The 25,680-nt window shown below is 64.8% G+C and carries 26 protein-coding genes and 1 pseudogene; 10 read left to right on the top strand and 17 right to left on the bottom strand.

Annotated elements, in window-relative coordinates:
• Positions 1 to 165: 165 nt before the first annotated feature.
• The gene (locus tag JQ591_RS18655; protein WP_211397470.1) at positions 166 to 1,476 is read left to right on the top strand and encodes an ABC transporter substrate-binding protein; all 1,311 of its coding nucleotides are present in this window, start codon (positions 166 to 168) and stop codon (positions 1,474 to 1,476) included.
• 257 nt (positions 1,477 to 1,733) lie between these two features.
• Positions 1,734 to 1,922 carry a hypothetical protein gene (locus tag JQ591_RS18650; RefSeq protein ID WP_249137262.1) on the top strand — a complete coding sequence of 63 codons (189 nt, stop codon included), beginning with the start codon at positions 1,734 to 1,736 and terminating at the stop codon, positions 1,920 to 1,922.
• Between the two features lie 219 nt (positions 1,923 to 2,141).
• On the opposite strand, the gene JQ591_RS18645 is transcribed toward JQ591_RS18650, so the two are convergent.
• The 9 genes and pseudogenes from JQ591_RS18645 to JQ591_RS18605 form a co-directional block, all read right to left on the bottom strand.
• Complete coding sequence (locus JQ591_RS18645) at positions 2,142 to 3,311, bottom strand: Gfo/Idh/MocA family protein (RefSeq protein ID WP_211397468.1); 1,170 nt, start codon at positions 3,309 to 3,311, stop codon at positions 2,142 to 2,144.
• Positions 3,312 to 3,359: 48 nt separating this feature from the next.
• Entirely contained in the window at positions 3,360 to 3,674 is a 315-nt protein-coding gene (locus JQ591_RS18640) for a septal ring lytic transglycosylase RlpA family protein (protein ID WP_211397467.1), read from the bottom strand.
• 102 nt (positions 3,675 to 3,776) lie between these two features.
• A complete protein-coding gene (locus JQ591_RS18635; protein WP_211397466.1) occupies positions 3,777 to 4,622 on the bottom strand; it encodes a CmcJ/NvfI family oxidoreductase in 846 nt (281 codons plus the stop codon).
• 326 nt (positions 4,623 to 4,948) lie between these two features.
• Positions 4,949 to 5,887: an ABC transporter substrate-binding protein gene (locus JQ591_RS18630; RefSeq protein ID WP_211397465.1), complete on the bottom strand. Its 939-nt coding sequence runs from the start codon at positions 5,885 to 5,887 to the stop codon at positions 4,949 to 4,951.
• Positions 5,884 to 6,984, bottom strand: a complete 1,101-nt coding sequence (locus JQ591_RS18625; RefSeq protein ID WP_211397464.1) for an LLM class flavin-dependent oxidoreductase — start codon at positions 6,982 to 6,984, stop codon at positions 5,884 to 5,886. The genes JQ591_RS18630 and JQ591_RS18625 overlap by 4 nt, the downstream gene beginning before the upstream one ends.
• A gap of 30 nt (positions 6,985 to 7,014) precedes the next feature.
• Positions 7,015 to 8,167, bottom strand: a pseudogene (locus tag JQ591_RS18620) (acyl-CoA dehydrogenase family protein).
• Entirely contained in the window at positions 8,161 to 8,961 is an 801-nt protein-coding gene (locus JQ591_RS18615; protein ID WP_211397463.1) for an ABC transporter ATP-binding protein, read from the bottom strand. Before JQ591_RS18615 ends, JQ591_RS18620 begins: the two are co-directional and overlap by 7 nt.
• Complete coding sequence (locus JQ591_RS18610; RefSeq protein WP_211397462.1) at positions 8,955 to 9,977, bottom strand: ABC transporter permease; 1,023 nt, start codon at positions 9,975 to 9,977, stop codon at positions 8,955 to 8,957. The genes JQ591_RS18615 and JQ591_RS18610 overlap by 7 nt, the downstream gene beginning before the upstream one ends.
• Positions 9,955 to 11,058 (bottom strand): ABC transporter substrate-binding protein, encoded by a 1,104-nt coding sequence (locus JQ591_RS18605; RefSeq protein WP_211397461.1) that lies wholly within the window; start codon positions 11,056 to 11,058, stop codon positions 9,955 to 9,957. Before JQ591_RS18605 ends, JQ591_RS18610 begins: the two co-directional genes overlap by 23 nt.
• A 476-nt stretch (positions 11,059 to 11,534) precedes the next feature.
• On the opposite strand from JQ591_RS18605, the gene JQ591_RS18600 reads away from it, so the two are divergent.
• Positions 11,535 to 12,515, top strand: coding sequence for an ABC transporter substrate-binding protein (locus tag JQ591_RS18600; protein ID WP_211397460.1), 981 nt, complete (start codon positions 11,535 to 11,537; stop codon positions 12,513 to 12,515).
• A gap of 229 nt (positions 12,516 to 12,744) precedes the next feature.
• Here the strand turns inward: JQ591_RS18600 and JQ591_RS18595 are convergent, their stop codons facing one another.
• A complete protein-coding gene (locus JQ591_RS18595; protein ID WP_211397459.1) occupies positions 12,745 to 13,203 on the bottom strand; it encodes a hypothetical protein in 459 nt (152 codons plus the stop codon).
• A 344-nt stretch (positions 13,204 to 13,547) separates the two neighbouring features.
• Between JQ591_RS18595 and glgC the strand changes: the two genes are divergently transcribed.
• The 3 genes from glgC to JQ591_RS18580 are packed head-to-tail and all read left to right on the top strand — an operon-like array spanning position 13,548 to position 16,559.
• Positions 13,548 to 14,810 carry a glucose-1-phosphate adenylyltransferase gene (gene glgC, locus JQ591_RS18590; RefSeq protein ID WP_211397458.1) on the top strand — a complete coding sequence of 421 codons (1,263 nt, stop codon included), beginning with the start codon at positions 13,548 to 13,550 and terminating at the stop codon, positions 14,808 to 14,810.
• Positions 14,807 to 16,261: a glycogen synthase GlgA gene (gene glgA / locus JQ591_RS18585; RefSeq protein ID WP_211397457.1), complete on the top strand. Its 1,455-nt coding sequence runs from the start codon at positions 14,807 to 14,809 to the stop codon at positions 16,259 to 16,261. Before glgC ends, glgA begins: the two co-directional genes overlap by 4 nt.
• Positions 16,262 to 16,298: 37 nt before the next feature.
• Positions 16,299 to 16,559: a SemiSWEET transporter gene (locus JQ591_RS18580; RefSeq protein WP_211397456.1), complete on the top strand. Its 261-nt coding sequence runs from the start codon at positions 16,299 to 16,301 to the stop codon at positions 16,557 to 16,559.
• Positions 16,560 to 16,604: 45 nt separating this feature from the next.
• Here JQ591_RS18580 and JQ591_RS18575 read toward each other — a convergent pair whose 3' ends face one another.
• On the bottom strand, positions 16,605 to 17,402 hold the full coding sequence (locus tag JQ591_RS18575; protein ID WP_211397455.1) for a DODA-type extradiol aromatic ring-opening family dioxygenase: 798 nt from the start codon (positions 17,400 to 17,402) through the stop codon (positions 16,605 to 16,607).
• A 160-nt stretch (positions 17,403 to 17,562) separates the two neighbouring features.
• Here JQ591_RS18575 and JQ591_RS18570 point away from each other — a divergent pair, with 160 nt between their 5' ends.
• Positions 17,563 to 17,742 carry a hypothetical protein gene (locus tag JQ591_RS18570; protein ID WP_211397454.1) on the top strand — a complete coding sequence of 60 codons (180 nt, stop codon included), beginning with the start codon at positions 17,563 to 17,565 and terminating at the stop codon, positions 17,740 to 17,742.
• 17 nt (positions 17,743 to 17,759) lie between these two features.
• Here JQ591_RS18570 and JQ591_RS18565 read toward each other — a convergent pair whose 3' ends face one another.
• The gene (locus JQ591_RS18565; protein ID WP_211397453.1) at positions 17,760 to 19,220 is read right to left on the bottom strand and encodes a carboxylesterase/lipase family protein; all 1,461 of its coding nucleotides are present in this window, start codon (positions 19,218 to 19,220) and stop codon (positions 17,760 to 17,762) included.
• An 80-nt stretch (positions 19,221 to 19,300) separates the two neighbouring features.
• Positions 19,301 to 19,549 (bottom strand): hypothetical protein, encoded by a 249-nt coding sequence (locus JQ591_RS18560; protein ID WP_211397452.1) that lies wholly within the window; start codon positions 19,547 to 19,549, stop codon positions 19,301 to 19,303.
• 189 nt (positions 19,550 to 19,738) lie between these two features.
• Here JQ591_RS18560 and JQ591_RS18555 point away from each other — a divergent pair, with 189 nt between their 5' ends.
• The 3 genes from JQ591_RS18555 to JQ591_RS18545 all read left to right on the top strand — a co-directional run bounded on the left by JQ591_RS18555 (position 19,739) and on the right by JQ591_RS18545 (position 23,222).
• Entirely contained in the window at positions 19,739 to 22,429 is a 2,691-nt protein-coding gene (locus tag JQ591_RS18555) for a flavin-containing monooxygenase (RefSeq protein WP_211397451.1), read from the top strand.
• 125 nt (positions 22,430 to 22,554) lie between these two features.
• On the top strand, positions 22,555 to 22,827 hold the full coding sequence (locus JQ591_RS18550; protein WP_211397450.1) for a hypothetical protein: 273 nt from the start codon (positions 22,555 to 22,557) through the stop codon (positions 22,825 to 22,827).
• An 89-nt stretch (positions 22,828 to 22,916) separates the two neighbouring features.
• Positions 22,917 to 23,222 (top strand): hypothetical protein, encoded by a 306-nt coding sequence (locus tag JQ591_RS18545; RefSeq protein WP_211397449.1) that lies wholly within the window; start codon positions 22,917 to 22,919, stop codon positions 23,220 to 23,222.
• A 67-nt stretch (positions 23,223 to 23,289) separates the two neighbouring features.
• On the opposite strand, the gene JQ591_RS18540 is transcribed toward JQ591_RS18545, so the two are convergent.
• From JQ591_RS18540 to JQ591_RS18525, 4 genes are all read right to left on the bottom strand, one after another.
• On the bottom strand, positions 23,290 to 23,445 hold the full coding sequence (locus tag JQ591_RS18540; protein WP_014493103.1) for a hypothetical protein: 156 nt from the start codon (positions 23,443 to 23,445) through the stop codon (positions 23,290 to 23,292).
• Between the two features lie 116 nt (positions 23,446 to 23,561).
• The gene (locus JQ591_RS18535; RefSeq protein ID WP_211397448.1) at positions 23,562 to 24,080 is read right to left on the bottom strand and encodes a septal ring lytic transglycosylase RlpA family protein; all 519 of its coding nucleotides are present in this window, start codon (positions 24,078 to 24,080) and stop codon (positions 23,562 to 23,564) included.
• A gap of 94 nt (positions 24,081 to 24,174) precedes the next feature.
• Positions 24,175 to 24,399: a hypothetical protein gene (locus tag JQ591_RS18530; protein ID WP_211397447.1), complete on the bottom strand. Its 225-nt coding sequence runs from the start codon at positions 24,397 to 24,399 to the stop codon at positions 24,175 to 24,177.
• 30 nt (positions 24,400 to 24,429) lie between these two features.
• The gene (locus tag JQ591_RS18525; protein WP_211397446.1) at positions 24,430 to 25,680 is read right to left on the bottom strand and encodes a DUF1501 domain-containing protein; all 1,251 of its coding nucleotides are present in this window, start codon (positions 25,678 to 25,680) and stop codon (positions 24,430 to 24,432) included.

The following is a 25,680-nucleotide window of genomic DNA, read 5'->3' as shown; positions in this document are numbered from 1 at the left end:
TGGATCATCACCCGGCGCGGTCTCGTCACCCATTTCGCAATTGCGTTCTGCATCGCAGAGGTCAGACCCCGACTTTCGCGATGTTGACTTTCCGCCGCCCCGCTCCCCATACTTCGAAAAAAGATAACAAGACCAAGTCATAAAACGATTTTGAGGGAGGATAGGATGCCGACTTCACGCAGGCAGCTGCTGAAGAGCTCGGCGGCTGCCGCCGCCGCACTCAGCCTCGATTGGACACGGGCCCAGGCGCAAGCCGAGAATTTACGCATCGGCCTGATCTACGACCTCACCGGACCCTTTGCCGCCGGAGGCTCGGTCGCCTCCTCGGTCGGCGCACAGATCGCCATCGACCTCGTCAACGAAAAGGGCGGCATCGGCGGCAAGACCAAGATCGTGCCGGTCGCGGCGGACTCGCAGAGCAAGGCGGACGTGGCGATCAACGAGGCCGAGCGGCTGATCAGCCAGGAAAAGATCGACATCATCAACGGCGTCTATTCCAGCGCGCATGCTGTGCCGATGGCGGCGAAGGTCGAGCAGCAGAAGAAGATTCTCTGGATCACGACCGCGGTCTCGACCGCCGTGTTCAAGGACAAGAACCTGCAATATGTGTTTCGCGCGCAGATCCATTCCGATCAGTACGGCCAGGCCTTCGCGGGCTTCGTCGCCGAGCACGCGCAAGGCAAGCTCGGCATGGACCCGAAGGACGTCAAGGTTGCGCTAATCCACGAGGACGGCCCTTATGGCGTCGGCGTCGCGGCAGCCGACGAGGCCTATGCCAAGCAGGCGGGCATCCAGGTGGTGATGCGCGAAGGCTATTCGGCTTCCGCGCCCGACCTCTCGGTGCTTGTGACCAAGCTCAAGCGCGCCAAGGTCGATGTGATCTCGCATGCCGGCTACAACCCCGACATCACCCTGTTCCTGCGTCAGGCCCGCGAGAGCGGCTTGCGCTTCAAGATGCTGTTCGGCGCGGGCGCCGGCTACAGCCAGCTCGACAAGCTGCGCGCGACCTTCGGCCCCGACATCGACAATTTCTGCAACATCGATCCGGTGCCGGCGCAACTGCTCGATGCCGCCAAGCTTGCGCCGGGCATCGGCGATCTGACCAAGACCATGGTCTCGCGCTACCAGGCCAAGACCGGCGCCACTGACGTGCCGCCGCACTGCTCGATGGGTTTCAACCAGACCTGGGTGCTGCTCAACAACGTGCTGCCGGTCGCCAAGGAGAAGTACGGCAGCTTCGAGCCCGAGGCCATTCGCAAGGCCGCGCTCGACGTCGACATTCCCGCCGGCGGCACCATCCAGGGCTATGGCGTGAAATTCTTCCCGCCGGGCACGCCGCTCTCCGGCCAGAACGAGCGCTCGACGCCGGTGGTGATGCAGAACGCCGGCGAGCACATCTCGGTGGTGTGGCCGACGAACATCAGGACGCAAGACCCGGTGTTTCCGCTGCCGAAGGGGTCGACTTACGGAGCCTGACGCGACGACCGCGTGCGGTCGCTCCTTCCGGTTCACTCGCCAGACCAGCGAAAACGAGAGAGAGGTTCGCGCGACGCGCGAACCTCTCTCTCGCTATTGGTGCTGCCTTACCCGCCGTCGTTTCGTTTCACGCTGTTTTCACGCGATAATTCGATTATTGGCCGACGATCATCAGGCACAGGACCGGCTCGCATTGCGGAGCCAACCAGCAGAGATCAGCAATCTTCGGATCGTGAATTCCAGCGACGGGGGTGAAAATGCCCGCCATATTCGAATTGCTCTACAAGGAATTTTGCCGCGCCCGCCTCGCCGAGATGCGCAAACAGCTTCTGCTCACGGGCAAGCATCCCGAACTCTTGCAGGCAGCGGACAATCGCTCTGATCCGGACGGCGTTGGCGAGACAGACGCTTCGCACGAGGCAGAGCTGAAGCGTGTCAAGAAATAGACGCCTCTCCTGGCGTCGGCAACATTTCAGGAAGCGAGCAGTTTTTCAGGAGGCAACATTGAACACACCCGAATTCTATACCGCGTCGATCGCCTGCCTCTCTTGCATGACCATTGTGATCATGATGGCCGTCGGAGCCTGGTAGGCGACAGTATCGCTCGGACTTCCCCTTTCACTCGTGGGAGAAGCATTGGCGAGTACCGGCGGTAAGAGCGCTCGCTACAACACCACCCGCCGCCCCTCCTCCGCCGCCCAATAGCCGGCGTAGTTCACCTTGATCGTCTCGTACGCCAGCGCCAGATCCGACAGCGGCTGCCGCCCCGTCGCGGCGCATTCCATGAAGTCCTGGATCTCCTGCAAGTAGCCGCGCGTCCACTCCTCTTCGAGGCAGACATATTGCCAGCCGGTCTTGCGGTCGACTTTTTCGGTGATGTAGACGGAGGCGAGCTTCTCCTCGGAGGTCTGGTAGCTCATCAGATGCGTGTTCGGGGTGATGTTGGCGAACAGCGAGCCGCCTGACGTATAGGTCTCGATCAGATTGCGCACGCCGCCCATGATCATGTCGCCGGAGAACACGGTGGCCTTGGTGCCGTCCGAAAACGTTGCGGTCAGCGTGCCCCAATCCTCGACGTCGACCGGATTGGCCTTGATGTAGGTGCGCTCCTCCGGCTTCAGGACGGCCGTGACGTTGCCGACATCGCCGCTGACGCTGGCGACGCGGATGGTTTCGCCGCGCGCCTTGGCCTCGACCTGCTTGAGATAAAGCACGGCGGAAAGCGGATGGCAGCCCATCCGGATCAGCGAGCCGCCGCCAGTCATCGCCCATTGCGCGGCATGCGCCGCATGCGAGCCGGAATGGCTCTCCTCGCCCTTCATGAACAGGATTTTGTCTTTCGTCGCCTTGATGATCTCCGCGGTCTTGGTCACGGCCGGTGCGTAGATCCAGTCCTCGGCATACATGAAGAGCTTTCCGGTGCGCTCGATCGCGGCACGCGTGGCGTCCATCTCCTCCAGCACGCGCTCATACATCAGCGCCTTCGGCACATGCTTGCCGATCGGCTGCCGGTCGCCGTCGCGGCCGAAATAGCCGGCGAACGGCTTTTCGCAGATCACGTGCTTGCCGGCCTGCATGGCGGCGACGATCATCCCCGCATGCAGATTGGGCGGCGTGCAGATGTCGATGACATCGAGCCCGCGGTCTGCGATGAGCTCGGCGAAGCTGCGATAGACCCGTGGGATCTGGTGGCGGTGCGCAAATTCGACGACGTGGTCTCCACGCGCAGCGACTGCCGCGACTTCGACATCCACTCCATAGACGCGCCGGAACGCATACATGTGCAGCTCCGACACGAAGCCGCAGCCGACGAGTCCCACCCTGATCCTGGACATAGTGCCCCTTCCCCTTGCTTCGGACGGCACTATAGCGCGCTGGCAGGCCTATTCCACCGAGACCCGCACCACGCCGGCGCTCATCATGCCCAGCGCGCGGGCGGCGGGAACGGAGAGGTCAACGATCCGGCCGCGGATGAACGGGCCGCGATCGTTGACGCGGCATTGAATCGAGCGGCTCCCGTAGGACACCCTCAACACGCTTCCGAAGGGGCGCGTCCGGTGCGCGCAGGTCAACTCGCTGCCTTTGCCCGCCTTTCCGTATCCGTAGTAAGAAGCAAGTCCGCTTTCGGCGTGAGCAACTGAAAAGGCTGAAAGCGAAAAAGTCGCAAGGCAACAAAATAGCGTGGTCTGTCCTCGCACGGCACCGCTCCGGGTTGGCCCTGCCCGACGCTACAATCGTTCCCAGTTCCCCGAGGTTCCAAGCCACTGCCGGGCCGCGCCCGGCAGTGCCATCACACATTGTTACTGTTTGTGAAAGACCAGTGTGCGGACCTCGATGCTTTCGCGCGGCGCCGCATCCGACGGCGTGGTCGGATCGACGAATGCCGTGTGGGGCCCGAAGCGCGTGCGGCCATCGGTTGCGGAATCGTAACACTTGAGCAGCAACGCTTCCTCGGCCGTCATCTCGGGAAAATAGAACCAGCGATGGTTTGGATTGTATTTCACCGAATAAGTCTCGCCGCGACGGTTGGGATAGATCAGATCGGAGGCGACGAGATCGTCGGGCACCACCGTCGTGCCGTCAGCCATCGCGAGCGGCGAATCTCGTAGCGGACCGCGGATCGGCCGCCACAGATTGATCACCTGGACGCGGCCTTTCAGCAACTCCTCGGCCTCATCGGGCAGATGTTCGCGCACGCGGTTGGCGCCCGAGACGGCGGTCTGGTCGACGTGGACGCGCGTTGCCGGCTGACGCGGGCCACCGTGGCGAATGTCCGCAGCGCCCTCGACGCGCCTGCGCACGGTATGGTCGAAGATGACAACGCGATCGGCTTTCAGCGTTGCGCGCAGGAAGGCCTCGACGGCGGGATAGTAGACCGCCTTCACCTCTTCGTCGTTGCTGAAGTCCTTCACCTGGGTTGGATGCCGCACCAACGCAAAGCCTTCGCGGTCGAGCGAGAAATTTTGCGCGATCAGGCGCGCATCGAAGATCGGAACCTGATGCGGCTCCGGCAGCGACGTGCTTTTGGGCTCGCCAGGCGGTGGATCGAAGGCGTAGGTGCGCGGTTTGCCAGAAACCGGTGCCAGATAGTTCAGTTCAGCGGTGACGAAGGGAAGCGATTCGATTTTTGTTTCTTGCAGGCCCATGGCCGGTCTCCCGATGTGGTCGTCGTTATGACTTTTGCCGGGATCGAGCGTCGTGCAAGGGGGAGATGCAAATAGCAATGAGGGTATTGTCGCGAGCGGAAAATGCAGAAGGAACGTATCGAAGAAGCGGCTTGAATTGGAACGCGGTCTTTCCGCTTCACGGACGCTTGAATGTTTGTGAGGTCTCGTGCCCCGGACGCGGCGCATCACACAGTGGTGCGCCGCAGAGCCGGAGCCCATCTAACCGAGAGTGTGTTCTGTGTGGCATGGGTCCCGGCTCTGCGCAGCAGCGTTGCACGCTGCAGCGCGTCCGGGACACGAGAGGCCTACAACACCGCCTTCGCAATCGCATCCGAGAAGGAGCGGTCCACGATCTCGGCCGCATCGAGCTTCTGCTTGATCAGGCCCCAGCGAAAGTAGAGATCGATCGTGCTCTGCTCGTCCGCGACCACGCCGTCATCGATCGGTGCGATCCGGATTTTTGCGCGCGACAGCCAGTTCTGCGGCACGGCTGTCGGGATATTCATCAGTCGGCCCCAGGTCGCGGCGTAGCTGTCGAGATTGTTCAGCGACCACGCCCGCGCCGCGGTGAGGCGCCGGACGAAGTCGGTCAGCTCCGCGCGCTTGTCGCGGATGGCGTCGGGCCGCGCGACCTGAAAGCTCAACCCCGGCGTCAGGCCCTCGGTGGTGATGACACGGCGCGACTTGAACAGCACCTCCTCCTGGCTGACATAAGGCTCCCAGGTCGACCACGCGTCGACGGAGCCCTGCGTGTAGGCGATCTTGGCGTCGGAAGGCGCCAGGAACGCGATCTGCACGTCAGCTGCAGCCCAGCCGTTCTTTTCCAGCGCAGCGAGGATCAGTTGATGGCCGATCGAGCCACGGCCGGTTGCGATCTTCTTGCCGCGGAGATCGGCAAAACTCTTGATTGGCGAGTTCTCGGGCACAAGGATCGCGAGCCCCTCGCGGGTCTGCCGGATCGCGGCAATCGCCTTCACCGGCGCCCCGGAGGCGGCGGCGAAGGTGAACGGCGCATCGCCGACGAGCCCGGTCTCGATCGCCCCGGCGCTGAGCGCTTCCAGCAGTGGAGCTGCCGCCGGAAACTCCTTCCACTCGATCTTGTAGGGGACGTCCTTCAGCACGCCGGCCGCTTCCATCACGGCCTGCGAATTGCCCTTCTGGTCGCCGACGCGCAGGGTGGTTTGCGCCGCCGCCAGCTCGAACGAGCCGAACAGCAGCGCGCCGGCCAGCATGAGGCGGATCATTCCGCCGCCTCGCCGCGAACGGCCTGGCGCTTGGCGACCAGTTCGCGCGTCAGCGGGATCAGCTCGCGGCCATATTCGATGGCGTCGATCAGGGGATCGAAGCCGCGGATCAGGAAATGGGTGATACCGAGGTCGTAATAGTCGCCGAACACTTCCGCGACCTGCTCGGGCGTCCCGACCAGCGCGGTGGTGTTGCTGTTGGCGCCGGTGAGTTTTGCGATCTCGGTCCAGAGCCGCTTGTCGATGCGGCTGCCCTGGTCGGCGAGCGAGAGCAGGCGCCGCGCGCCGGCCGTGGCATGACCATCGGCAGGTTTGCGATAGCCGGTCTTGTCCTGCAGCGCAGTGGCGCGCGCAAGAATCTCTTCCGCCTTTTCCCAGGCCTGCTTCTCGGTCGGGGCGATGATCGGCCGCACCGAGAGGCTGAAGCGCGGCGTCGGACGGCCCTGCCTGACGGCCGCATTGTGAACGCGCGAGGTGACGTCGCGCACCTGCGCATAGGATTCCCCCCACAGCGCGAACGTGTCGGCATGCTTGCCGGCGACGTCGATCGCCGCATCCGAGGCGCCGCCGAAATAGATCCGGATGCCCTCGGGACGATAAGGCTTCACCTGCGAGAAGGCGTTCTCGACCTGATAGTGCTTGCCCTTGTAGGTGAAGGGCTTGTCGCTGGTCCATTCCAGCTTGAGGATGTCGAGGAACTCGGAGGTGCGCGCGTAGCGCTCGTCCTTGTCGTCGAGCGTATTGCCGTCCTGCCGCAGCTCGGTGGCATTGCCGCCAGTAATGACGTGGAGCGCGACGCGTCCGCGGGAGAACTGGTCGAGCGCCGCGAACTGCCGCGCCAGCAGGGTCGGGGCGGTGAAACCCGGGCGCTGCGCGATCAGCACGTTGAGGCGCTCGGTGTGGCTCAGCACGTGCTGGGCAACCTGGAGCGCGTCCGGCGAGGTCGAATGAAACGCCAGCAGCGCCCGATCGAAGCCGGCATTCTCATGCGCCTTCGCCACCGTCTCGATGTGGGTCGGGTTGAGAATCGGCCCCTCGCGGACCACGGTCTCGGACGAATTGTTGTTGCTGATGAAGCCGATGAACTCGATCGACATAATCGTCTCCCTGATTGTTTGGCGAAAAAGCTAGAGGCCCAATGCGGCACGGCCGAGGCCGGTGCGCGTGGAATCGTCCTGCGGCGTGTGCACGCGGCCGCACAGGACGTCGCGATAGTGCCGCTCCAGCGGATTGGCGCGGGAGAGGCCGTGATAGCCGCTGAGCGACAAGGCATCCTCGACTGCGGCGACGCCGTTGTTGGTCACGGTCAGCTTGATGACGTTGGACTCGGCCGCGGAAAGCTCGACACCGTCATCGAAATCACCGGCGAAGGATGCGATCAGCCGCGCATTGACGGTGAGCCGTGCCTCGATCGCGCCAAGGATCTCCTGCGCGCGCGGCAAGGTCGCAAGCGGCGCGCCCCTTCAGGAACGCAACCAGCCAGTCGCGTGCAGCCCGCGCAACGCCGTCATAGATCGCGGCGACGAAGATCGTGTGGACGGTCGCCTGCGCGACATCGGGTACGCGCCAGTCGGCCGGCTTGCGCACGTCGATCTCGGCATCGAGAGGAACCACGACGTCGTCGAAGATGACGTCGTGGCTGCCGCTGGCCCGCAGGCCGTGATGATCCCAGGTCTCGACGATGCGCGTGCCCGGCAGGCCCGCCGGCACCAGGAACTGTCCGACGCGCGGCTCGGCGTCGTCCGTCCGCGCCCAGACCAGATACCATTTCAGGATCGGCGATCCCGTCGAATAGATCTTGTGCCCCGACAGCCGCCAGCCGGTTTCGGTCCGGCGTGCAATGGTCGCTGGCAGGCCGCCGCGCGCAGGCGAGCCCAGTTCGGGCTCGACGCGGAGCGCGTTGACGAGCGCAAGGCCTTCGACACTCTCGCGCGCAAGCTTGCGTGACAGCCGCGCCGGCCAGGTCGGGCTCCGTGCCATCACCAGATGGTTGATGTAGTGCATCGACAGCACCAGCGCGGTCGACGGATCGGCCTTGCCGACGATCCCGATGACGCGCGCGGCGTATCGTGCGCCCGCTCCGGCCCCGCCATGGGCGGCAGGCACCGTCAGCGAGAGCAGGCCTGCCTCGGACAGCTCACGAAAATTCTCGAAGGGGAAGCTGCCGGTACGGTCGTGTTCGGCCGCGCGCGCGACGAAGCCTTCGGCCAGAGCCTCGGCATGTGCGATGTAATCGGGCTCGCTACGGGCCGTGCGGCCCTTGGCTATCGAAGTCACCATGTGGCGTCCAATCCCAGCAGGCCAAGGATCTGGCGGCGCAAATCGGCCAGATACGGATCGCCGCGATGGCGTGGATAGGGCCGGTCGACACGGATGTCGGCCTTCACCCGCGCCGGGCGGTCGCTGAACACGATGACACGGTTGGCGAGCACCAGCGCCTCCTCGGCGTCATGCGTCACCAGCAACGTGGTAAAACCCTTGCGCTGCCACAGCGAGACCAGCTCGGCCTGCATGGTGATGCGGGTGAGCGAGTCGAGTTTTCCGAGCGGCTCGTCGAGGATGAGGATCTTGGGATCATTGACCAGCGCGCGGGCCAGCGCTACGCGCTGCGCCATGCCGCCCGAGAGCTGGTGCGGATAGGCATTGCGGAAGGACGCGAGGCCGACAAGATCGAGCGCGGCATCGACGCGGTGACGCTGACTCTTCAAAATGCCCTGCGCCTCCAGGCCCAGCGCGACGTTGTCCCAGACCGTGCGCCAGGGAAACAAGGTCGGATCCTGAAACACGACAACGCGCGAAGGGTACGGTCGCGTGATGCGAGCCTCGTCCTCGCGGAGCGTTCCGGACCTGGGCTTGTCGAGGCCTGCGACGAGGCGCAGCAAGGTCGACTTGCCGCAGCCGGAGGGGCCGAGCAGCGCAACGAACTCGCCCGGTTCGACCGAGATGCTGACGTCGCTGAGCACCGGCACCTCGGCGCCGTCGATGTCGAAGGCGTGGCTGACCTGCTCGATGTCGAGCGCAGCACCGGCGGCCAAGTGAGCGTCGATCTCAGCCAGTGCAGTTGCGGCTACCATTTGACGGTCCCCTTCTGCCAGACCAGCAGGCGATCGCGGATCGAAAACAGCAACGTGATCGCGCCGGAGCACAGCAGCGACATCACGATCAGCGCCGCATACATGTTGGCGTAGGCGGCCCAGCCCTGCGCCCATTGCAGGTACCAGCCGAGACCGGCCTTGACGCCGATCATCTCGGCGACGACCAGCACGGCGAAGGACGAGCCGAGGCCCATGAACAGGCCGACGAAAACGTGCGGCAATGCGGCGGGAATCGCGACCTTCAACACCAGGAAGGATGGCTTTGCCCCGAGCGTCCGCGCGACGTCGTAATAGGCGTTGCTCACGCTCGCGACACCCGACCAGGTCAGCACGGTGACCGGGAAGCCGGTTGCCAGCGCGATCAGAAAGGTCGAGGCGCTCCAGCTCGACGGGAAGGTGAAGAAGGCGATCGGCAGCCAGGCAGTCGCCGGCAGCGGGCCGATGAAGCGCAGCACCGGATGCACCCAATAGCCGACCGCGCGCGACCAGCCGATCGATACGCCGGTCAGGAAGCCGACCGTCGCGCCGATCAGATAGCCGCCCAGCTGGAGCTTGACCGAGGCGAGCACGCTGTCGAGCAATTTTGGCAGATCGTCGGTGTAGACCTCGATGATCGACTGCGGCGGCGGGAAGAACGGCAATGGCAGCCAGGCGAATTTCGCCGTCGCGACTTCCCACAACGTCAGGACGACGCCGAGCACGACGAGCCACGGCGCGCGCTGGCGCAAGGCGCGGCCCGCCGAGCCGAGGTAGTCGGCGCCGACGGTCCCGAACAGCGCGACGGCCGCGATGACAAACGCGGCAATGCCGAGCGAATGGGTCCGCGACCAGTCGCCGACGTCCTCCCACCACAGGCAGGACAGGCCGAAGGCAATCCACGCCACGCTGGCGAGGATGCCGACACCGGATTCCCGGACCCAGCTCGTAAGCAGCGGTGCGCGCGAGAGACGCGGCGCGCCGGAAGCAAGGCCGTCAGACAGCGAATACGTCGACATAGATGCGCTCCGCGAATTTGGCCGTGTCGGTGCTCTGCTTGAACACCTGAACGCTCTTGAGATCGTCGGCATAGGCCTTGAGCTCGCGCTTCAACACGTCGCCGACGGGATGATGGTGATGGGTGTGGTAGCGCACCATGCCCTCGATATCGGCAAGCGTCGCCGTCTTCGGCGCGTAGGGCTGGAACGATTTTGCCGCCACCGTCGGGTTCTGCGAGGTGAACATCGCGGCATCGAGCAGCGCCTGCGTGATGGCGCGCGCGACCTGCGGCTCCTCGCGTACGAGACTGCCGCGCAAGCCGACGATGCAGCAGCTCTTGTCGCGGTATTCGCCATCGAGGTTGGAGGCGACTTCCTTGTACTGGGTGTCCTTGAGCCAGAGATAGGCGAGCGGATCGGACGACAGGAACGCCTGCACCTCGCCTTTCTCCATGGCGACGTTGAGGAGGTTGCCGGGATAGGCGCGCCAGTCGACATCCTTGTTGGGATCGATGCCGAGTTTTGCCAATTGGATCGAGAAGAAGTTCTTGTCGGGGCCGCCGAGATCGCCGACCGCGACGATCTTGCCCTTGAGGTCGGCGAGCTTACTCACGTTGGAGTCGGCGCGCGTCAGCACGCGCATGCAGCCGCCATGGGTGCCCGCCGCGATCTTGACGTCGAAGCCCTGCTCCAGCGGCTTCAGCCAGCGCAGCGCCATGCCGAGTCCGGCATCGCTCTTTCCCGTCGCGATCGCCTCTAACAGCTGGTCGGTCGAGCCGGAATAGTTGACGAGCTCGACGTCGAGATTCTGCTTCTGGAAGAAGCCGTGCTCGATGGCGACCGGCAGCGGCGCAAGGCATACCGCGCCGGCATTCCACGACAGCTTCAGCTTGCGCGGCGCACCGGTGAGCGCGGGCGCATCTGATGCCGTCCGGCACAGCGGAAACTCCGAGAAGTCGACACCGGGCACAATCCCGCGCGGCGCAAAGGCCTGTGCCGCACTGAGGGCACCGAGCGGCGCGGCGAATGCGGCCGCGAGCCCCGCCTGGAGCAAATGGCGCCGGTCGAGCCTCGATCCGCCGTGCTTGTCGTCGTCGTTCATCCGTCTCCACTCCTGCGCTGGCACGGCTCCGCCATCGGCACAACGGTTTGCGTTGCGCATGTTCCGTGCGGAGCTGCGTCGAGAGAAAATCTTTTCGCCGGCGGTTGCTGCGCCGCGTTGATGCGATGCGCAAATCATGCGGCGCGCTTGCCGCATCGTCAATGAAATGGAATTTCGAATGTGGCGTGAAGCGAAGTCATTCTCTCCATCGGCGCGTACGGAGACGATGAAAGGATTTTCGCCGATGCATCGATTGGCAGAGTGCGGCGCGCGCCCCTCCCCTGCTTCATTCTTGCGCAGCATCAGTTGCGCATGCCGCACGTTCTCGAAATCAGCGCCTCGCTAAAACGTCCTTGCCCATCGCGCGCGCAATACGGTCGGCCATTTCATTGACTGCGCATCGCGCGATCATAGACTTGACCGTCTCGCAGCATCGTTCGCTCACGCGTCGTGGGCAAGGCAACAAGACAGGCCACATGAGCATCAACTTCCTCGATCATTCCATCACCCGCCGGCTCGCGACATCGCTGCTTGCCGCCGCCATCACCCTGTCGACGGCCGCGGCGTCGCTCGCAGCCGACGCCGTCGTGCTGCGCGTCGGCGACCAGAAGGGCGGCAACCGCTCGCTGCTCGAGATCTCAGGCTACGCGAAGGATCTGCCTTACAAGATCGAGTGGTCTGAATTCCCCGCGGCCGCGCCGATCCTGGAGGCGCTCAACGCCGGTGCACTCGACGTCGGCTATACCGGCGACCTCTCGTTCCTTTCGGTCTACGCGGCCGGCGCGCCGATCAAGGCGATCGGCGGCACCAGGTCGGATGCCAAGACGCAAGCCATTCTCGTGCGCCAGGATTCGCCGATCAAATCGGCCGCCGATCTCAAGGGAAAACGCCTCGCCGGCACGCGCGGCGGCTGGGGCCAGTTCCTGATCGACGCCACGCTGGAGAAGGCGCAGATCAAGCTCGAGGACGCGACCTTCGCGCCGCTCGGCCCGGTCGATGCCAAGATCGCGCTGGTCGCGGGCTCGATCGACGCCTGGGCGGTGTGGGAGCCCTACGTCTCGTTCGCGACGCTGAAGGACAAGGCCCGCGTGATCGCAGACGGCGAGGGCCTGACGCCGACCATCACCTTCATCGTCGCCTCAGACAACGCCATCGCCACCAAGCGCGCGGCGGTGCAGGACCTCGTGCGGCGGCTGAACAATGCGCGGCTGTGGTCGCTGGATCACCTCGGCGAATATGCCAAGAGCACCGCCGAACTGACCAGGCTGCCGGAGGACGTGCTGCTCTCGGCCTACACCGCGCAGCGCACCAGCCCGATTCCGATCGACGAGAACGTCGTGAAGGAGGTGCAGGAAGCCTCCGACCGCTCGACGCGCTACGGCATCCTGCCGAAGAAGCTCGACGTCAGGCAAGCCGTCGATCGCAGCTTCACCGCTGCCGCCGCGGGATCGAACTAGAGCGTCTCAAGCGAAGTGGATACCCGTTCGCGTGAAGAAAACGCGTCAAAAGGAATCCAGAGCTTCGGTTCTGATTCCAATCAGGACTGAAGCTCCAGGCGGCGGCGGGATGCGCGGGCTCCGTCTCAAGGCTGGCCCACCGCATCTCGCCGCGATCGTGCCCGCGCATTTTGCCTGCATGAGCCTGATCGTGTGGCTCTCGCTCTAGCCGCGCAAGGACACCACAAGATCACCAATAGCCGCGGTAGTAAGGCCGGTAATACGCCCGGGGCCGGTAGTAGCCATAGCGGTAGCCATAATAAGGACGAGGACGGTAGTAGGACCGATACCCGTAACCGTAACCCGGTCCATAGGCGTAACCCGGTCCATAGCCGCCGCCATAATAGGCGGGCGCATAGCCGTAACCCGGCCCCGGATATCCGTAGCCGCCGTAATACGGGCCTCCGCCATAATAGCCATAAGGCGAGCTGCTGGCGATGGCACCGCCGATGATCGCACCGGCCGCGAGGCCCCCGATGCCCCATCCAAAACCTCGGCCGCGCCAGTGCACCTGCGTGACATCATCGCCGGCCGCGGCCTTCATGGTCGCGACATTGGTTGGCATCGGGCCCGCTGCGGCCTGCTCGATTTGGCCGGCCATGACCGCGCCGGCCAGCAAGCAGGCAATTGCCGTTTTCCAGATCCTCATCGTCTTACTCCCTCTCTGACGTTTCGCTTGGACATGGACGCAGCCCATGATCGGGCATCCTGGCGCAAGGTCAAAGCCAGAAATTCGGCCTCGAATTTGCGTGCACCGCACAAGACGCATGCCTCCATTGTGATCAACCGGTGTCCGATGGGCTCGACGACCTGGCCGCGTGTGACACCGGCACGACGGTGTCTGAGGCCCGATCACGGCGGCAAAGCATTAAGCTTCCCGCGCATTCGCAACCAACAACCACCTTCCCGATTTACTATTCGTGCCGTTACTATCGGTTCCAATGTGCGCGGCCGGGAGGCTTCTCGCGAGCGCCAGAGTTGTGGGAGGATGACATGAGTGCCGCGAGACCCGAGCCGCTTGCCCGCCAGGCGCTGGCGTTCGTCCTGGCCGGCGGACGCGGCAGCCGGCTCCTGGAGCTGACCGACCGGCGCGCCAAGCCCGCGGTCTATTTCGGCGGAAAATCCCGCATCATCGATTTCGCGCTGTCGAACGCGGTGAACTCGGGCATTCGTCGCATCGCGGTCGCGACCCAGTACAAGGCGCACAGCCTGATCCGGCACCTTCAGATGGGCTGGAACTTCTTCCGTCCCGAGCGCAACGAGAGCTTCGACATCCTCCCGGCGAGTCAGCGCGTCTCCGAAAACATGTGGTATGTCGGCACGGCCGATGCGGTCTACCAGAACATCGACATCATCGAATCCCACGCCTGCCGCTTCATCGTGGTTCTCGCCGGCGACCATATCTATAAAATGGATTACGAGGTGATGCTGCGCCAGCATGTCGAGAGCGGCGCCGACGTCACCGTCGGCTGCCTGGAGATGCCGCGCCAGGAATCTTCCGGCTTCGGCATCATGCATATCGACGAGAACGGCTGGATCAAGTCGTTCCTGGAGAAACCGGCCGACCCGCCGCCGATGCCGGGCAAGCCGGACGTCTCGCTCGCCAGCATGGGCATCTACGTGTTCGACGCGAAATTCCTGTTCGAGGAGCTCAAGCGCGACGCCGAGGATCCGAACTCCAACCACGATTTCGGCAAGGACATCATCCCCTACCTCGTCAAGAACGGCCGCGCCATGGCGCACCAGTACTCGACCTCCTGCGTCCGCACCGGCAGTGACCCGCGCGCCTATTGGCGCGATGTCGGCACCGTCGATGCCTATTGGGCCGCCAATATCGACCTCACCGACGTGGTACCCGAGCTCGATTTGTTCGACAGCGCCTGGCCGATCTGGTCCTATTCGGAGATCACGCCACCGGCAAAATTCGTCCACGACGAGGAGAGCCGGCGCGGCCAGGCGGTGAGCTCGCTGGTCTCGGGCGGCTGCATCATTTCCGGCGCCTCGCTGCGGCGCTCGCTGCTGTTCACCGGCGTGCGCATCAACTCCTACGCCAATGTCGAGAACGCCGTGATCATGCCCTACGTTAATGTCGGCCGCGGCGCGCGCTTGAAGAACGTCGTGATCGATCGCGGCGTCGAGATTCCGGAGGGGCTCGTCGTCGGCGAGGATCCCGAGTTGGACGCAAAGCGCTTCCGCACCACCGAGCAGGGCATTTCGCTCATCACCCAGCCGATGCTCGACAGGCTCAATACATGATGCCTGTTCGCGTCCTCGCGGTCGCCTCTGAAGTCTATCCCATCGTCAAGACCGGCGGCCTCGCGGATGTCGCGGGCGCGCTGCCGATCGCGCTGAAGACGCATGGCGTCGAGATGCGTACGCTGATGCCGGGCTATCCCGACGTGATGCGGATGCTGGGGGGAGCCGACGAAATCCGACGCTGGCCGGATTATTTCGGCGGCCCCGGACGCCTGCTCGCCGGCTCGCATGACGGCCTCGATCTATTCGTGCTCGACGTGCCGCATCTCTACGCGCGTCCAGGCAACCCCTACGTGACGGCCGAAGGCGTCGACTGGCCGGATAATGGCGTGCGGTTCGCCGCGCTGTCGCGCATCGCGGCCGATATCGGCCACGGCCTCGTTCCCGCCTTCGTGCCCGACGTCGTGCACGCCCACGATTGGCAAGCCGGGCTCGCGCCGGCCTATCTGCACTATGACAACCGACCGCGGCCGGCCACCGTGATGACCATTCACAACATGGCTTATCAGGGCAAGTTCGATCGCGAGCTGATCGGTTCGATTGGCCTGCCCTGGCGCGCCTACGGCGTCGACGACCTCGAATATTTCGGCGGCATCAGTTTTTTGAAGGCGGGCCTGCAATTCGCCGATCGCATCACCACGGTCTCGCCGACCTATGCGCAGGAGATCCAGAGCGACGAAGGCGGCATGGGGTTCGGCGGCTTGCTCCGCGCCCGCGCGAACGTGCTGAGCGGAATCCTCAACGGCATCGACATCGAGGTGTGGAATCCGCAAGCAGATCCGCACATCGCCTACCGCTTCGGCGCGGAGGACCTCACGTTCCGGGCCGCGAACAAGGCGGTGCTTCAACAGCAGTTCAATCTGGATTCCTCGGACGAAGCGCCATTGCTCGGCGTCATCAGCCGCCTGTCCTGGCAGAAGGGGCTCGATCTCCTGCTCGAGGCCATTCCGACCATCTTGCGCGAAGGCATGCAGCTCGCGCTGCTCGGCAGCGGCGACCGCGATCTCCAGGATCGCTATCAGGCCGCAGCGCGCGCGAACCCCGGCCGGATCGGGGTCGTGATCGGCTATGACGAGATCATGGCGCATCTGATCCAGGCCGGCTCGGACGCGCTCATCGTGCCATCACGGTTCGAGCCATGCGGCCTGACCCAGCTCTGCGCGCTGCGCTACGGCGCCGTACCCATCGTCTCGCGCGTCGGCGGCCTCGAGGATACCATCGTCGATATCGGCGAGGCCGATGTGTCCGGCCGCGATGCCACCGGATTCAAGTTCGGTCCGGTGACCGCGGATGCCCTCGCCGGCACGCTGCGCAAGGCCAACACCGCCTTTCACGACAAGCTGACCTGGCGGCGGCTACAACTGAGCGGCCTTGCGACCGACGTGTCCTGGCGTAACCGCGCCGGTGACTATGCCGCACTCTATCGCGGCCTCATGACGGCGCGCGCCTGAGGCGCGACCATCGTCGAATCCATGCTATAGAGCGGCCATGGACCCCTTCGTGATCAAGCTGATCGGCTTTGCCGCCGCGACCTGCACCACCATGGCCTACGCGCCGCAAGCCATCAAAGTGTGGAAGACCCGCTCCACCGGCGATATCTCGCTCGGCATGTTCCTGGTCATGGTGCTGGGCTTGGCGCTCTGGCTCGTCTACGGCCTGCTGTCGGGCGATGCGCCCCTCGTCGCCGCCAACGCCATCACCATGGTGCTCGCCGGCGGGATTCTGTACATGAAGCTGAAGTACGGGTGAGCCACTCTTCTTCACCTCTCCTCGCTTGCGGGAAGAGGGAGGAGATCACCCGCCGAACACATAAGACGCCATCGCGACGTTCGCGACCTCGTCGACGAAGACGCGATGGCCCACATCGCTGCCGGCGGCACCGGCAGCGACCATCAGCGGCAGCAGATGATCCTCGCGGGGGTGCGCAAGGCGCGCACTCGGTGCGTTCTCCCAGTCAACCAGCATCGCGTTGCGGCGCGCCGCATCCTTGTGGCTGATCGCCTCGTTCAGATAGGCCTCGAAATCATACGAGACCGGCTTCGACTCCGCCCGGCCGAATCCGCGCATGTTATGATAGGTCAGCCCACTGCCGACGATCAGAACGCCTTCATCGCGCAGCGAAGTGATCGCCTGCCCGGCCTTGATGTGTTCGGCCGCGTCATAGCTCGATCTCAGCGACAGCAGCACGATCGGCATGTCGGCGTTCGGATACATCAGCCCGAGCGGCACGAAGGTGCCGTGATCGAAACCCTGGTTGGGATCCTCCCGGCAATCGACGCCCGCGCGCGCAAGCAGCGCCTTCACCTCCGCGGCGAGCTCGGGCTGGCCCGGCGCCGGATATTTGAGGTGATAGGTGTGCTCGGGGAAACCGTGATAGTCGTACACCATCGGCGGATGCGCCGAGGTGGACACGGTGAAGGCGTCGGCCTCCCAATGTCCTGATATGACGAGCACGGCCTTGGGCTTCTCCGGCAATAGCTGCGGCAGCCGGCCGAACGCCTCGGCGGTCTTCGCATATTGCACCCGCCTGTCCTCCATGAACGGCCAGGGACCGCCGCCATGCGACAGGAAGAGGGTCGGAAATCGCACCATGGGAGAAGGCTCGTTTCATTGGCAACATGCGCGTGCGAGCTGCCCGCGCGATCGGCCGAAGCATAGGCAAACGGGTATGGTTAGCAAGTCGTTAACGATTTGCCGCCCACAATCCAGCGGTGGCCGAAGGGTGTCGGCCTGAAGACAAGTGAGACGTGAGATGAAGAAGTTTGCGCTGGGGGACGTCGTCAACAGTGACAAGGGCCGTCGCGGCGTCGTTCGCGCCGCCTACCGCTCCAAGGAAGGCCAGCAGTTCTATGCCGTCGAGAAGGATGGCGCGATGGACCATCTGGAGGAAGACCGGCTGAGCCCGGCGCCGCGCGTCGAGCTCGCGGCTTAAGTCCAACTCATCCTGCCCTAACGCCCGAAACTGTCCAGGCGCTCCGACCAGGGGTCGTCTCCGCTCGCGATGCGATCGTTCGTGATCAGCAGCAGGCGATCGCTGCCTGCGGCCGCATCCCAATGCGGCAGGTCCGCACCGTTGGGATCGCCGCTTTTGGCGAAATTGATCCAGTAGGCGCGCATGCGACTTGCGACCTCGCGATCGCCTCGTGACAAGATGCCCGCGCCTGGCATGCCTTCTACGCCGAAGATGAACTGCAATTCCCGCCCGTGACCGCCCTCGGGGTTTGCGCGCCGTGCCTCCGGCACATAGGCGAAGCGATAGCGAAAGGTCGGCGCTCCGCTGGCGGCATGCAGGCGCGCCAGCAGTCTCACTGGCTCGGAGAAGACCTTGTCGGTGTAGAACCTTGCCGCGCGGCCGGAAGGTCTGGCGAGGTCGGGATAGAGCCTGCGCAGCTCATCGCTCGTGGTGCCCGACGATGCCAGCTCTTCCCGGATATCCAGCTCGCCGTCGAAACCCGTCTCGTCGTCGTTCGAGCCTATGACCAGGGGAATGCGGCTCTCATGTCCGGCCGCGAAGCCTGCGGCGACCTCCTCGCTCACCAGACTTCCATCGATCGTCGGCGCGAAGCTGCGCGGCGATTTTTCCAACAGATGTTTTTCGACGGCAAGCAGGCGTCGCGGCTCGGCGGCGCGCAAATCGGCCTGTCGCCCCAGCGCCGCCACGAATTGCCGGCCCACAATCTCGGCCTCCTGCGCCGAGCGCAGGCGCGCACGACCGGGGACCGATTGCAGAATGGCTTTCTGAAAGAGAGCGCGCGATTGCGCAGACAGCATCAGCAGCGCGATCGAGGTCGCGCCTGCGCCGCTGCCAAACAAGGTGACGTTGTTCGGATCACCGCCGAAGGCGGCGATGTTGTCGTGCACCCAATGCAGCGCCGCGATCTGGTCCATCAGGCCGTAATTGCCGGAACCGCCTTCCGACAGCGCGGGATCGGTGAGCCAGCCGAACGCGCCGAGGCGAAAATTCACGGTCACCACGATGAGGCCGGCCTGCGCGAGCCTGGCACCGTCGAACAGCGGATCGTTCGCGGTGCCGCTGACGAAAGCGCCGTCGTGAATGAACAGCATCACCGGCAGCGGGCCGTCGACCCCGAACGGACGGAACACGTTCAGCGTGAGGCAATCCTCGCTCGCCCCCGGCAGCGACGGCTGAAGACACGGCGCGCCATAGGCATAGGCGGTGCGCATCTCCGAACTCTCAGGCGTCGCCTGCGGCGGACGCCAGCGCAGCGGCCCGATTGGCGCGGCCGCATAGGCCAGCCCCTTGAACGACGCCACCTCGCCTTCGACGGCGCCAAGCATCTGTCCTTCCCGCGTCAGCGCAAACGGAAACTGGCCGACCGGCTGGGCCACGGCTGAGCCGGCGCAACAGAGGACGAGAGACGTCGCAAAAAGCGCGAACACGGACCGCATCTTCGGAGCATCTCGATGCGCGGAAGGGTTTAGGCAGGTTATGTCCGTGGCCCAGTGCGAGGCAAGCGTCGTGGCCGCGCCTAGCTCCCCTTAGCGACGAGCTCCGCCAGTGCGTGGCGTGCGATGATGCCGAGCTCACCGAGCGTGGAGTGACCGGACTGCGCCGCCTCGATCAGCCGCTGGGCGATGAACCTGCGGCTGTCGTGATCGCCGCCGTGCGGCAGTTGGCGGCACGTCTCCTCCAGGACGACGTCCATGTTCGCTTTGGTTCGCTCACTCAACTCTGTCATGACGCCCGGTCGGTACGCGTGGCTTGTAGCCGCAAGCATACACAGACGGATCGGGCATGATTAGCCCGGGAAATCACGGCTATTGTGCATCGCGATGCGTGCATTGAAGCGACGTTCGCGCCGCCACGATCACGCCGCAAACGACCACCGAAGATTGCACTTGCTCTGATGACAAGCCGAGCCTGCAGCGCTAGCCTGCCGGCAAAACAAAACACGGGAGGAAATGCCATGCCTGATGCAATGGTTGCTGCACGTGCCTCTGACGCGGGGCGCGGAACCAGTCAGCAGGTCGATGTTGCCGTGGTCGGTGCCGGATTTGCCGGCCTCTATCTTCTCCATCGGCTGCGCAAGGCCGGCCTCACCGCGGTCGCCCTCGAGGAAGCCGGCGATGTCGGAGGCACCTGGTACTGGAACCGATATCCCGGCGCGCGCTGCGATATCCAGACCATCGATTACAGCTACACCTTCGATCCGGACCTCGAGACGGCCTGGACCTGGTCGGAGAAATACGCGACCCAGCCCGAGATCCTGCGCTATCTCGGCTTCGTCGCCGACCGCTACGATCTCAGGCGTGACATCCGCTTCAAGACCAAGGTCACGGAAGCGAAATGGGACGAGGCGACCGAACGCTGGCAGCTCACCACCGACAATGGCGCGCCGGTCTCCTGCCGCCATTACATCATGGCCACCGGCTGCCTCTCGGCGCCAAAGCCGCCGGAAATCGACGGCGTGAAAGACTTCAAGGGCAAGGTCTATTTCACAGGGCGCTGGCCACATGACGGCGTCGACCTCGCGGGAAAACGCGTCGCCGTGATCGGCACGGGCTCGTCGGCCATTCAGTCGATCCCGTTGATCGCCGAACAGGCCGCACACCTGACCGTGTTCCAGCGCACGCCGAATTTCGCGCTGCCTGCAGGTAACGGTCCGGCGCCGGAGGATCGCAAGACCTTCTTTGAAAGCGACCGTGCGGCCTATCGCGAGCAGGCGCGCCAGTCGATGGCCGGCGTGCCCTATCCGCAGCAGACGGTAGTAAGCTGGCAATTGAGCGATGCCGAGCGCCGCGAGCGCTTCGAACGCGCCTGGGCCGCCGGCGACCTCATCCACATCCTGACCCAGCTCTGGGCCGATCAGGGCGTCGATTTCGACGGCAATGCGCTGATCGGCGAGCTGATCCGCGAGAAGATCTCGGCGGCCGTGAAGGATCCGGAGACGGCGGCGGCGCTGATGCCGCACGATCATCCCTTCGGCGCCAAGCGGCCCTGCCTCGATACCAACTACTATGCGACCTACAACCGGCCGAACGTCACGCTGGTCAATCTGCGTCAGGAGCCGATCAAGGCGATCACCGCAAGCGGCATCACGACGTCCAAGCGCAGCGTCGAGGTCGATGTCATCGTGTTCGCAACAGGCTTCGACGCCATGACCGGCGCGATCCGCGCCGTGCATCCGATCACCGGACGTGGCGGTAAGTCGCTCACCGACGTCTGGGCGCAGGGGCCGCAGACCTATCTCGGGCTCACCGTCGAAGGCTTCCCGAACTTCTTCATGATCACCGGACCCGGCAGCCCGTCGGTGCTGTCGAACATGGCGGTGTCGATCGAGCAGCATGTCGACTGGGTCGTCGACCGGCTCAAAGCATTGCGCGACGCCGGCTTCACCACGATCGAGCCGACCGAGACGGCGCAGGCCGGCTGGGGCCGGCACATGGCCGACTGCTCGATGGTGACGCTGCACCGGCTCGCCAACACCTGGTACACGGGCGCCAACGTGCCCGGCAAGGTGCAGGGCCTGATGCCCTATACCGGCGGCGTCGGACCCTATCGCAGCATCTGCGACGAGGTTGTCAGCCGCGGCATGCTCGGCTTCAAGCTGACCGGCCCCAATGTCGCCGCGCAATGCAATGACGGCGAGGTGGTGCGCCTGCAGCCGGATGTGCGGCTGGTGCTGAACCTGCTGGCTACGCTCAACCTGCCGCCGATCGAGTCGATGGGCGCGCTCGGCGCCCGCGCCTTCGTCGACGAGTTCAACAAGGGCCGCCCGGCGGGACGGCCGATCGGCGACATCGTCGACGGCACCCTGCCCGGCGCCGACGGCCCGCTGCCTTACCGGGTGTACCGGCCGGCAACGCCGGGACCGCATCCGGTGGTGGTCTATTTCCACGGCGGCGGCTGGGTGCTCGGCGACGAGCAGTCGGACGATCCGTTCTGCCGCGACATGGTGCGGCGGACCGGAATGATGCTCGTCAGCGTCGGCTATCGTCATGCGCCCGAGCATCGTTTCCCAACCGCAGCCGAAGACGGCTATGCGGCAACACGCTGGATCGCCGAGCACGCTGCCGAGCTCGGCGGTAGGCCGGGCCCGGTGCTGGTCGCGGGCTGGAGTGCCGGCGGCAACATCGCCGCCGTCACCTGTCAGCTTGCACGCGATCGCGGCGGCCCTGATATCGCGGGCCAGCTCCTGATCTGCCCGGTCACCGACTGCACCTTCGACCGCCCCTCCTACAACGACAATGCGACCGGCTATTTCCTGACCCGCTCGCTGATGTACTGGTTCTGGGACCTCTATTGCTCGCCGGCCGACCGCACCGATCCCCGCGTCTCGCCGCTCCGCGGCAAGGTCTCGGGGTTGCCGCCGGCCTTCGTCGTCACCTGCGAATTCGATCCCCTGCGCGACGAAGGCATCGCCTATGCCGAGGCGATGGCGGCCGCCGGCGTCCCGGTCGAGCAACTCAAGGCGCGCGGCCATTTCCATTCGTCCTTCACCATGGTGGACGTGGTGATCACCGGGGTCTCCGGCCGGGTGCAGATGGCCGAGGCCTTGCGGCGCTTCGCCGGGCTGCCGCCCGAAATTGGCCGCGGCGATGAGACCAGCCACCGCCACACCAGCCCAGGGCACAGGATCGCGGCGGCCGCGAGCTGACAGCGAACAATTGGCGGGAACTATTTCCCGGTCATCGCGTTGGATGCTGTGGCATTGAGATGCAGCAATGGGTGTAGGCCCCGGCACGCTAGTGTGCTGGGGTTCTTTTTGCGTGAGGCGGGACGATGGGCGACGTGGTTGGGGAGTCAAAGGTCGATTTTGGCGTCCTTGCAGTGCTGTATAAATGGCCGTCGCTTGCGAACCAGCGGCGCTCGGACAGAGAGTCCTACCAGGTGAGCGAGGGCACGCTCGACGAATGCATCTCGGCGTTCATGGAGAAGCCGGCCACGAGCAGGCATCTCTATGAGATCCGCACGATGGCTCAGCCGCCGCTGGTCACGGACATCCTCTCGCCCGAGCACATCACCGAGCTATCGCGGCTGAGGGAGTTTCTCTGATCCCCGCAAAAAGCACCGCCTGAGCGCAGGAACTTTCTTCCGGATTTTCCCGTTGGTGATGATCGGAAGCGAAGGCGAAAGTGCCTCACATGCTTGAAATCGGCGTGCCAGCCCCGGTCGTGCCCTATGGCGCAGACCAGACCCTGTTCGTGGTGATCGATCGCCTCGACAAGGCGACCGAAATCCGTGTCGAGCGAAGCGATCTCGATGCCACGATCCGCGAACTCGTCGGCGGCTGCTTCAACGACCCCGTCAAGGTCATCTCGTTCAACACGCTCGAGCACTGGATGAAGGACATCTCGACCGACGTCGCCGACGAAATCCAGGCGCGCTGCGACTTCGCTGGCGTGACGCTGCCCGACTATCTCAGCGACTTCGTCGAGAGCCACAGCTGAGCGCGCGTTGTTTCAATTGCGCAGACGAGGAAGCCAGGCAATGGGTTCAGCGCATGGATGACGAGGATCAGGCGCGCCGGTACTTGCCAGCGATGACCTCGATCTCGCGGCGGCGTTCGCCTGCGAAGGTCAGGAGCTTTTCGATCGTCAATGTATCCGTGATCCGTTTGGCGAGCCGCTCGGCGCGTGCGGCCTGATCTTCGAGATACTGGATCGTGTTCAAGCGCCGCCCCCCTAGAGCTCCGATTTGGAGTCCCGAATTGTTTGGGTATCCATCGTGCGCTGGAGGCGGCTAACAGCCGGTTAAGCGCGGCGTCTCGGATCGACGAGAACTGCGCTTTATTGCACCACGTCGAGCCGGACATTGGTGACACCCTTGTCGACCATGCCGAGCGCCTCGGCCGCGGAGGGAGAGATGTCGACCACGCGTCCGCGGACATACGGCCCGCGATCGTTAATCCTGACGGTCACGAAGCGACCGGATGAGACATCGGTGACGCGCAGCTTTGTGCCGAACGGCAGGCTGGGATGGGCCGCGGTCAATTCGTTCTTGTCGAACCTCTCGCCGCTCGCCGTCTCCGTATCCGAATAGAAGCTGGCGACGCCGTGCGAGACGCTTTGCTTTGCGTCGCCGTCGGGGACGCGCGCCCGGCTGATCGGACGCGGATGCAGGGCCGCGACCTTGTGCGGGCGCTCGATGGTGGCCTGCCGGCCGGTGCCGGCCAGATCGGCCCTCTGGCGGCCGACCGGCGATTGCGCACACGCCGCAAGCGACGCCGCGCCGATGATGACGAGCAGTACCCGGCACGGGATTGCCAGCGAAATCCGGGCATTTTCGGCACGTGCAAAGCAAGACATGATGCGCCCTCCGAACGGCCCGGAGTTTCGGTGGGCAATGAGGGCAGAACCTTGTCGGAACAAAAGCGCGCCTGAGGCCGCAGCCGTTTCGCGTCTAGCTGTGACGATTCCACCACACTGGCCTGTCCTGAATCGAGACAGACTCGTGGGATAAGCCCGATACGACGCGCCAGACGATCGGACGCGTCTCCGGCTCAACCTCGCCAGGCTCGGCGCCACCCTTCGAGAGCCGCGCGAGCTCGCGCCGATAGAGCCGCCGCCAGCCGGTTTTCAGGCTGGCGAGAAAGTCGAGCTCGCGTTGTGTCAGCGTGCACATCATGAACCCGATCCGGTTGCGAGAGCCGCGCCGTCAGCCGACGAGGCCTCCCATCGGCTTGACGTCGGCGCTGCCTGGGAAGACCGCTTCTGCGAGCACCTTCTCCTCGACACACAGATGATCTCTCAAGAGGCCCTTCAGCACGGCACGCAAATCCGTGGTCGGCTTGAGATCGCGATCCTCGAACAGTTGCGCCGGCTTCAGTCCCGGCCAGTCCGCGATCACGCGGCCACCGCTGAGCCCGCCACCGATGAGGAAGGCGACCGTACCGGTGCCGTGATCGGTGCCCTGCGTGCCGTTGATGCGCGCGGTTCGCCCGAACTCGGTGACAACGGCGACCACCGTCTCTCGCCACGCCTCGCCCATGTTGCTCTCGATCGCGGCAAAGGCGCCGTCGAGCGCACCGAGCAGATTGTAGAGCTGGCCCGAGGCCGCGCCCTCGGCGATGTGCGTATCCCAGCCGACGAAGCCCATGGCGCCGACGCGCGGTCCGTCGGGCTTTGCGAGATAGCGCGCGGCGGTGCCGGCGGCTTCGGCAAAATAGGCGCGCACGCGCGCGATGCCGGGCGGCGCCAGCGTCGGATCGCCGGACATCGGATCGCTCGCGCCCGGTGCGCCGCCGAGCGAAGCGAGCTTCATGCGGGCCTGGAGCACGGTCGCAAGCTTCGGATCGGTGTGCTGGTAGAGATCGAGCAGGCGGTTCTGCGTGTCCTCGCTCGCCGGCAACAATCTCTGCGGCACCCAGGTCATGACCGGCGCCGAACCGCGCACCACCAGCGGCGTCACCGAGCCAATGCCGAGCGCGCGGCTGCCGCGCGGATCGACACGCCCGCCGGATTCCAGCGCGAGCAGCGCACGGTTGAGCCATCCCGAGCTGGTCATGCCTGGCTTGACAAGCCCGCTTTCCAGCACGTCCTGGCCATCGAAATGCGAACGCTCGCGATAGGGCGTCGCGGCGGCATGGACGATCGCAGCCTTGCCGCTCTTGTAGAGCCGATGCAGATTCGGCATCGCCGGATTGAGTGCGAAGAAGGCATCGAGCGGCAGTGCCGGCGGCTTGCCGTCCAGCACCAGCGCACGATCGCCGCGCAGGGAGATCCAGTCGGGATCGCCGACCGGCGCAACCGCACCGAGGCCGTCGAGCGCGCCGCGCAGCACAATGACCAGCAGGCGCGGATCGCGCCCTTCGGCGCGCGCGATCCGCGGCATCTGGCTCCACGCGAACAGCGCGCCGGACCCGACCAGAAGCTCGCGCCGCGTGGGCAAATGATTGACGACGCCCAT

Source organism: Bradyrhizobium canariense, assembly GCF_018130465.1.
Taxonomy (GTDB): Bacteria; Pseudomonadota; Alphaproteobacteria; order Rhizobiales; family Xanthobacteraceae; genus Bradyrhizobium; species Bradyrhizobium canariense_C.
The sequence above is the reverse complement of the archived record's forward strand: the minus strand, read 5'-3'. Positions and strand labels throughout refer to the sequence as shown.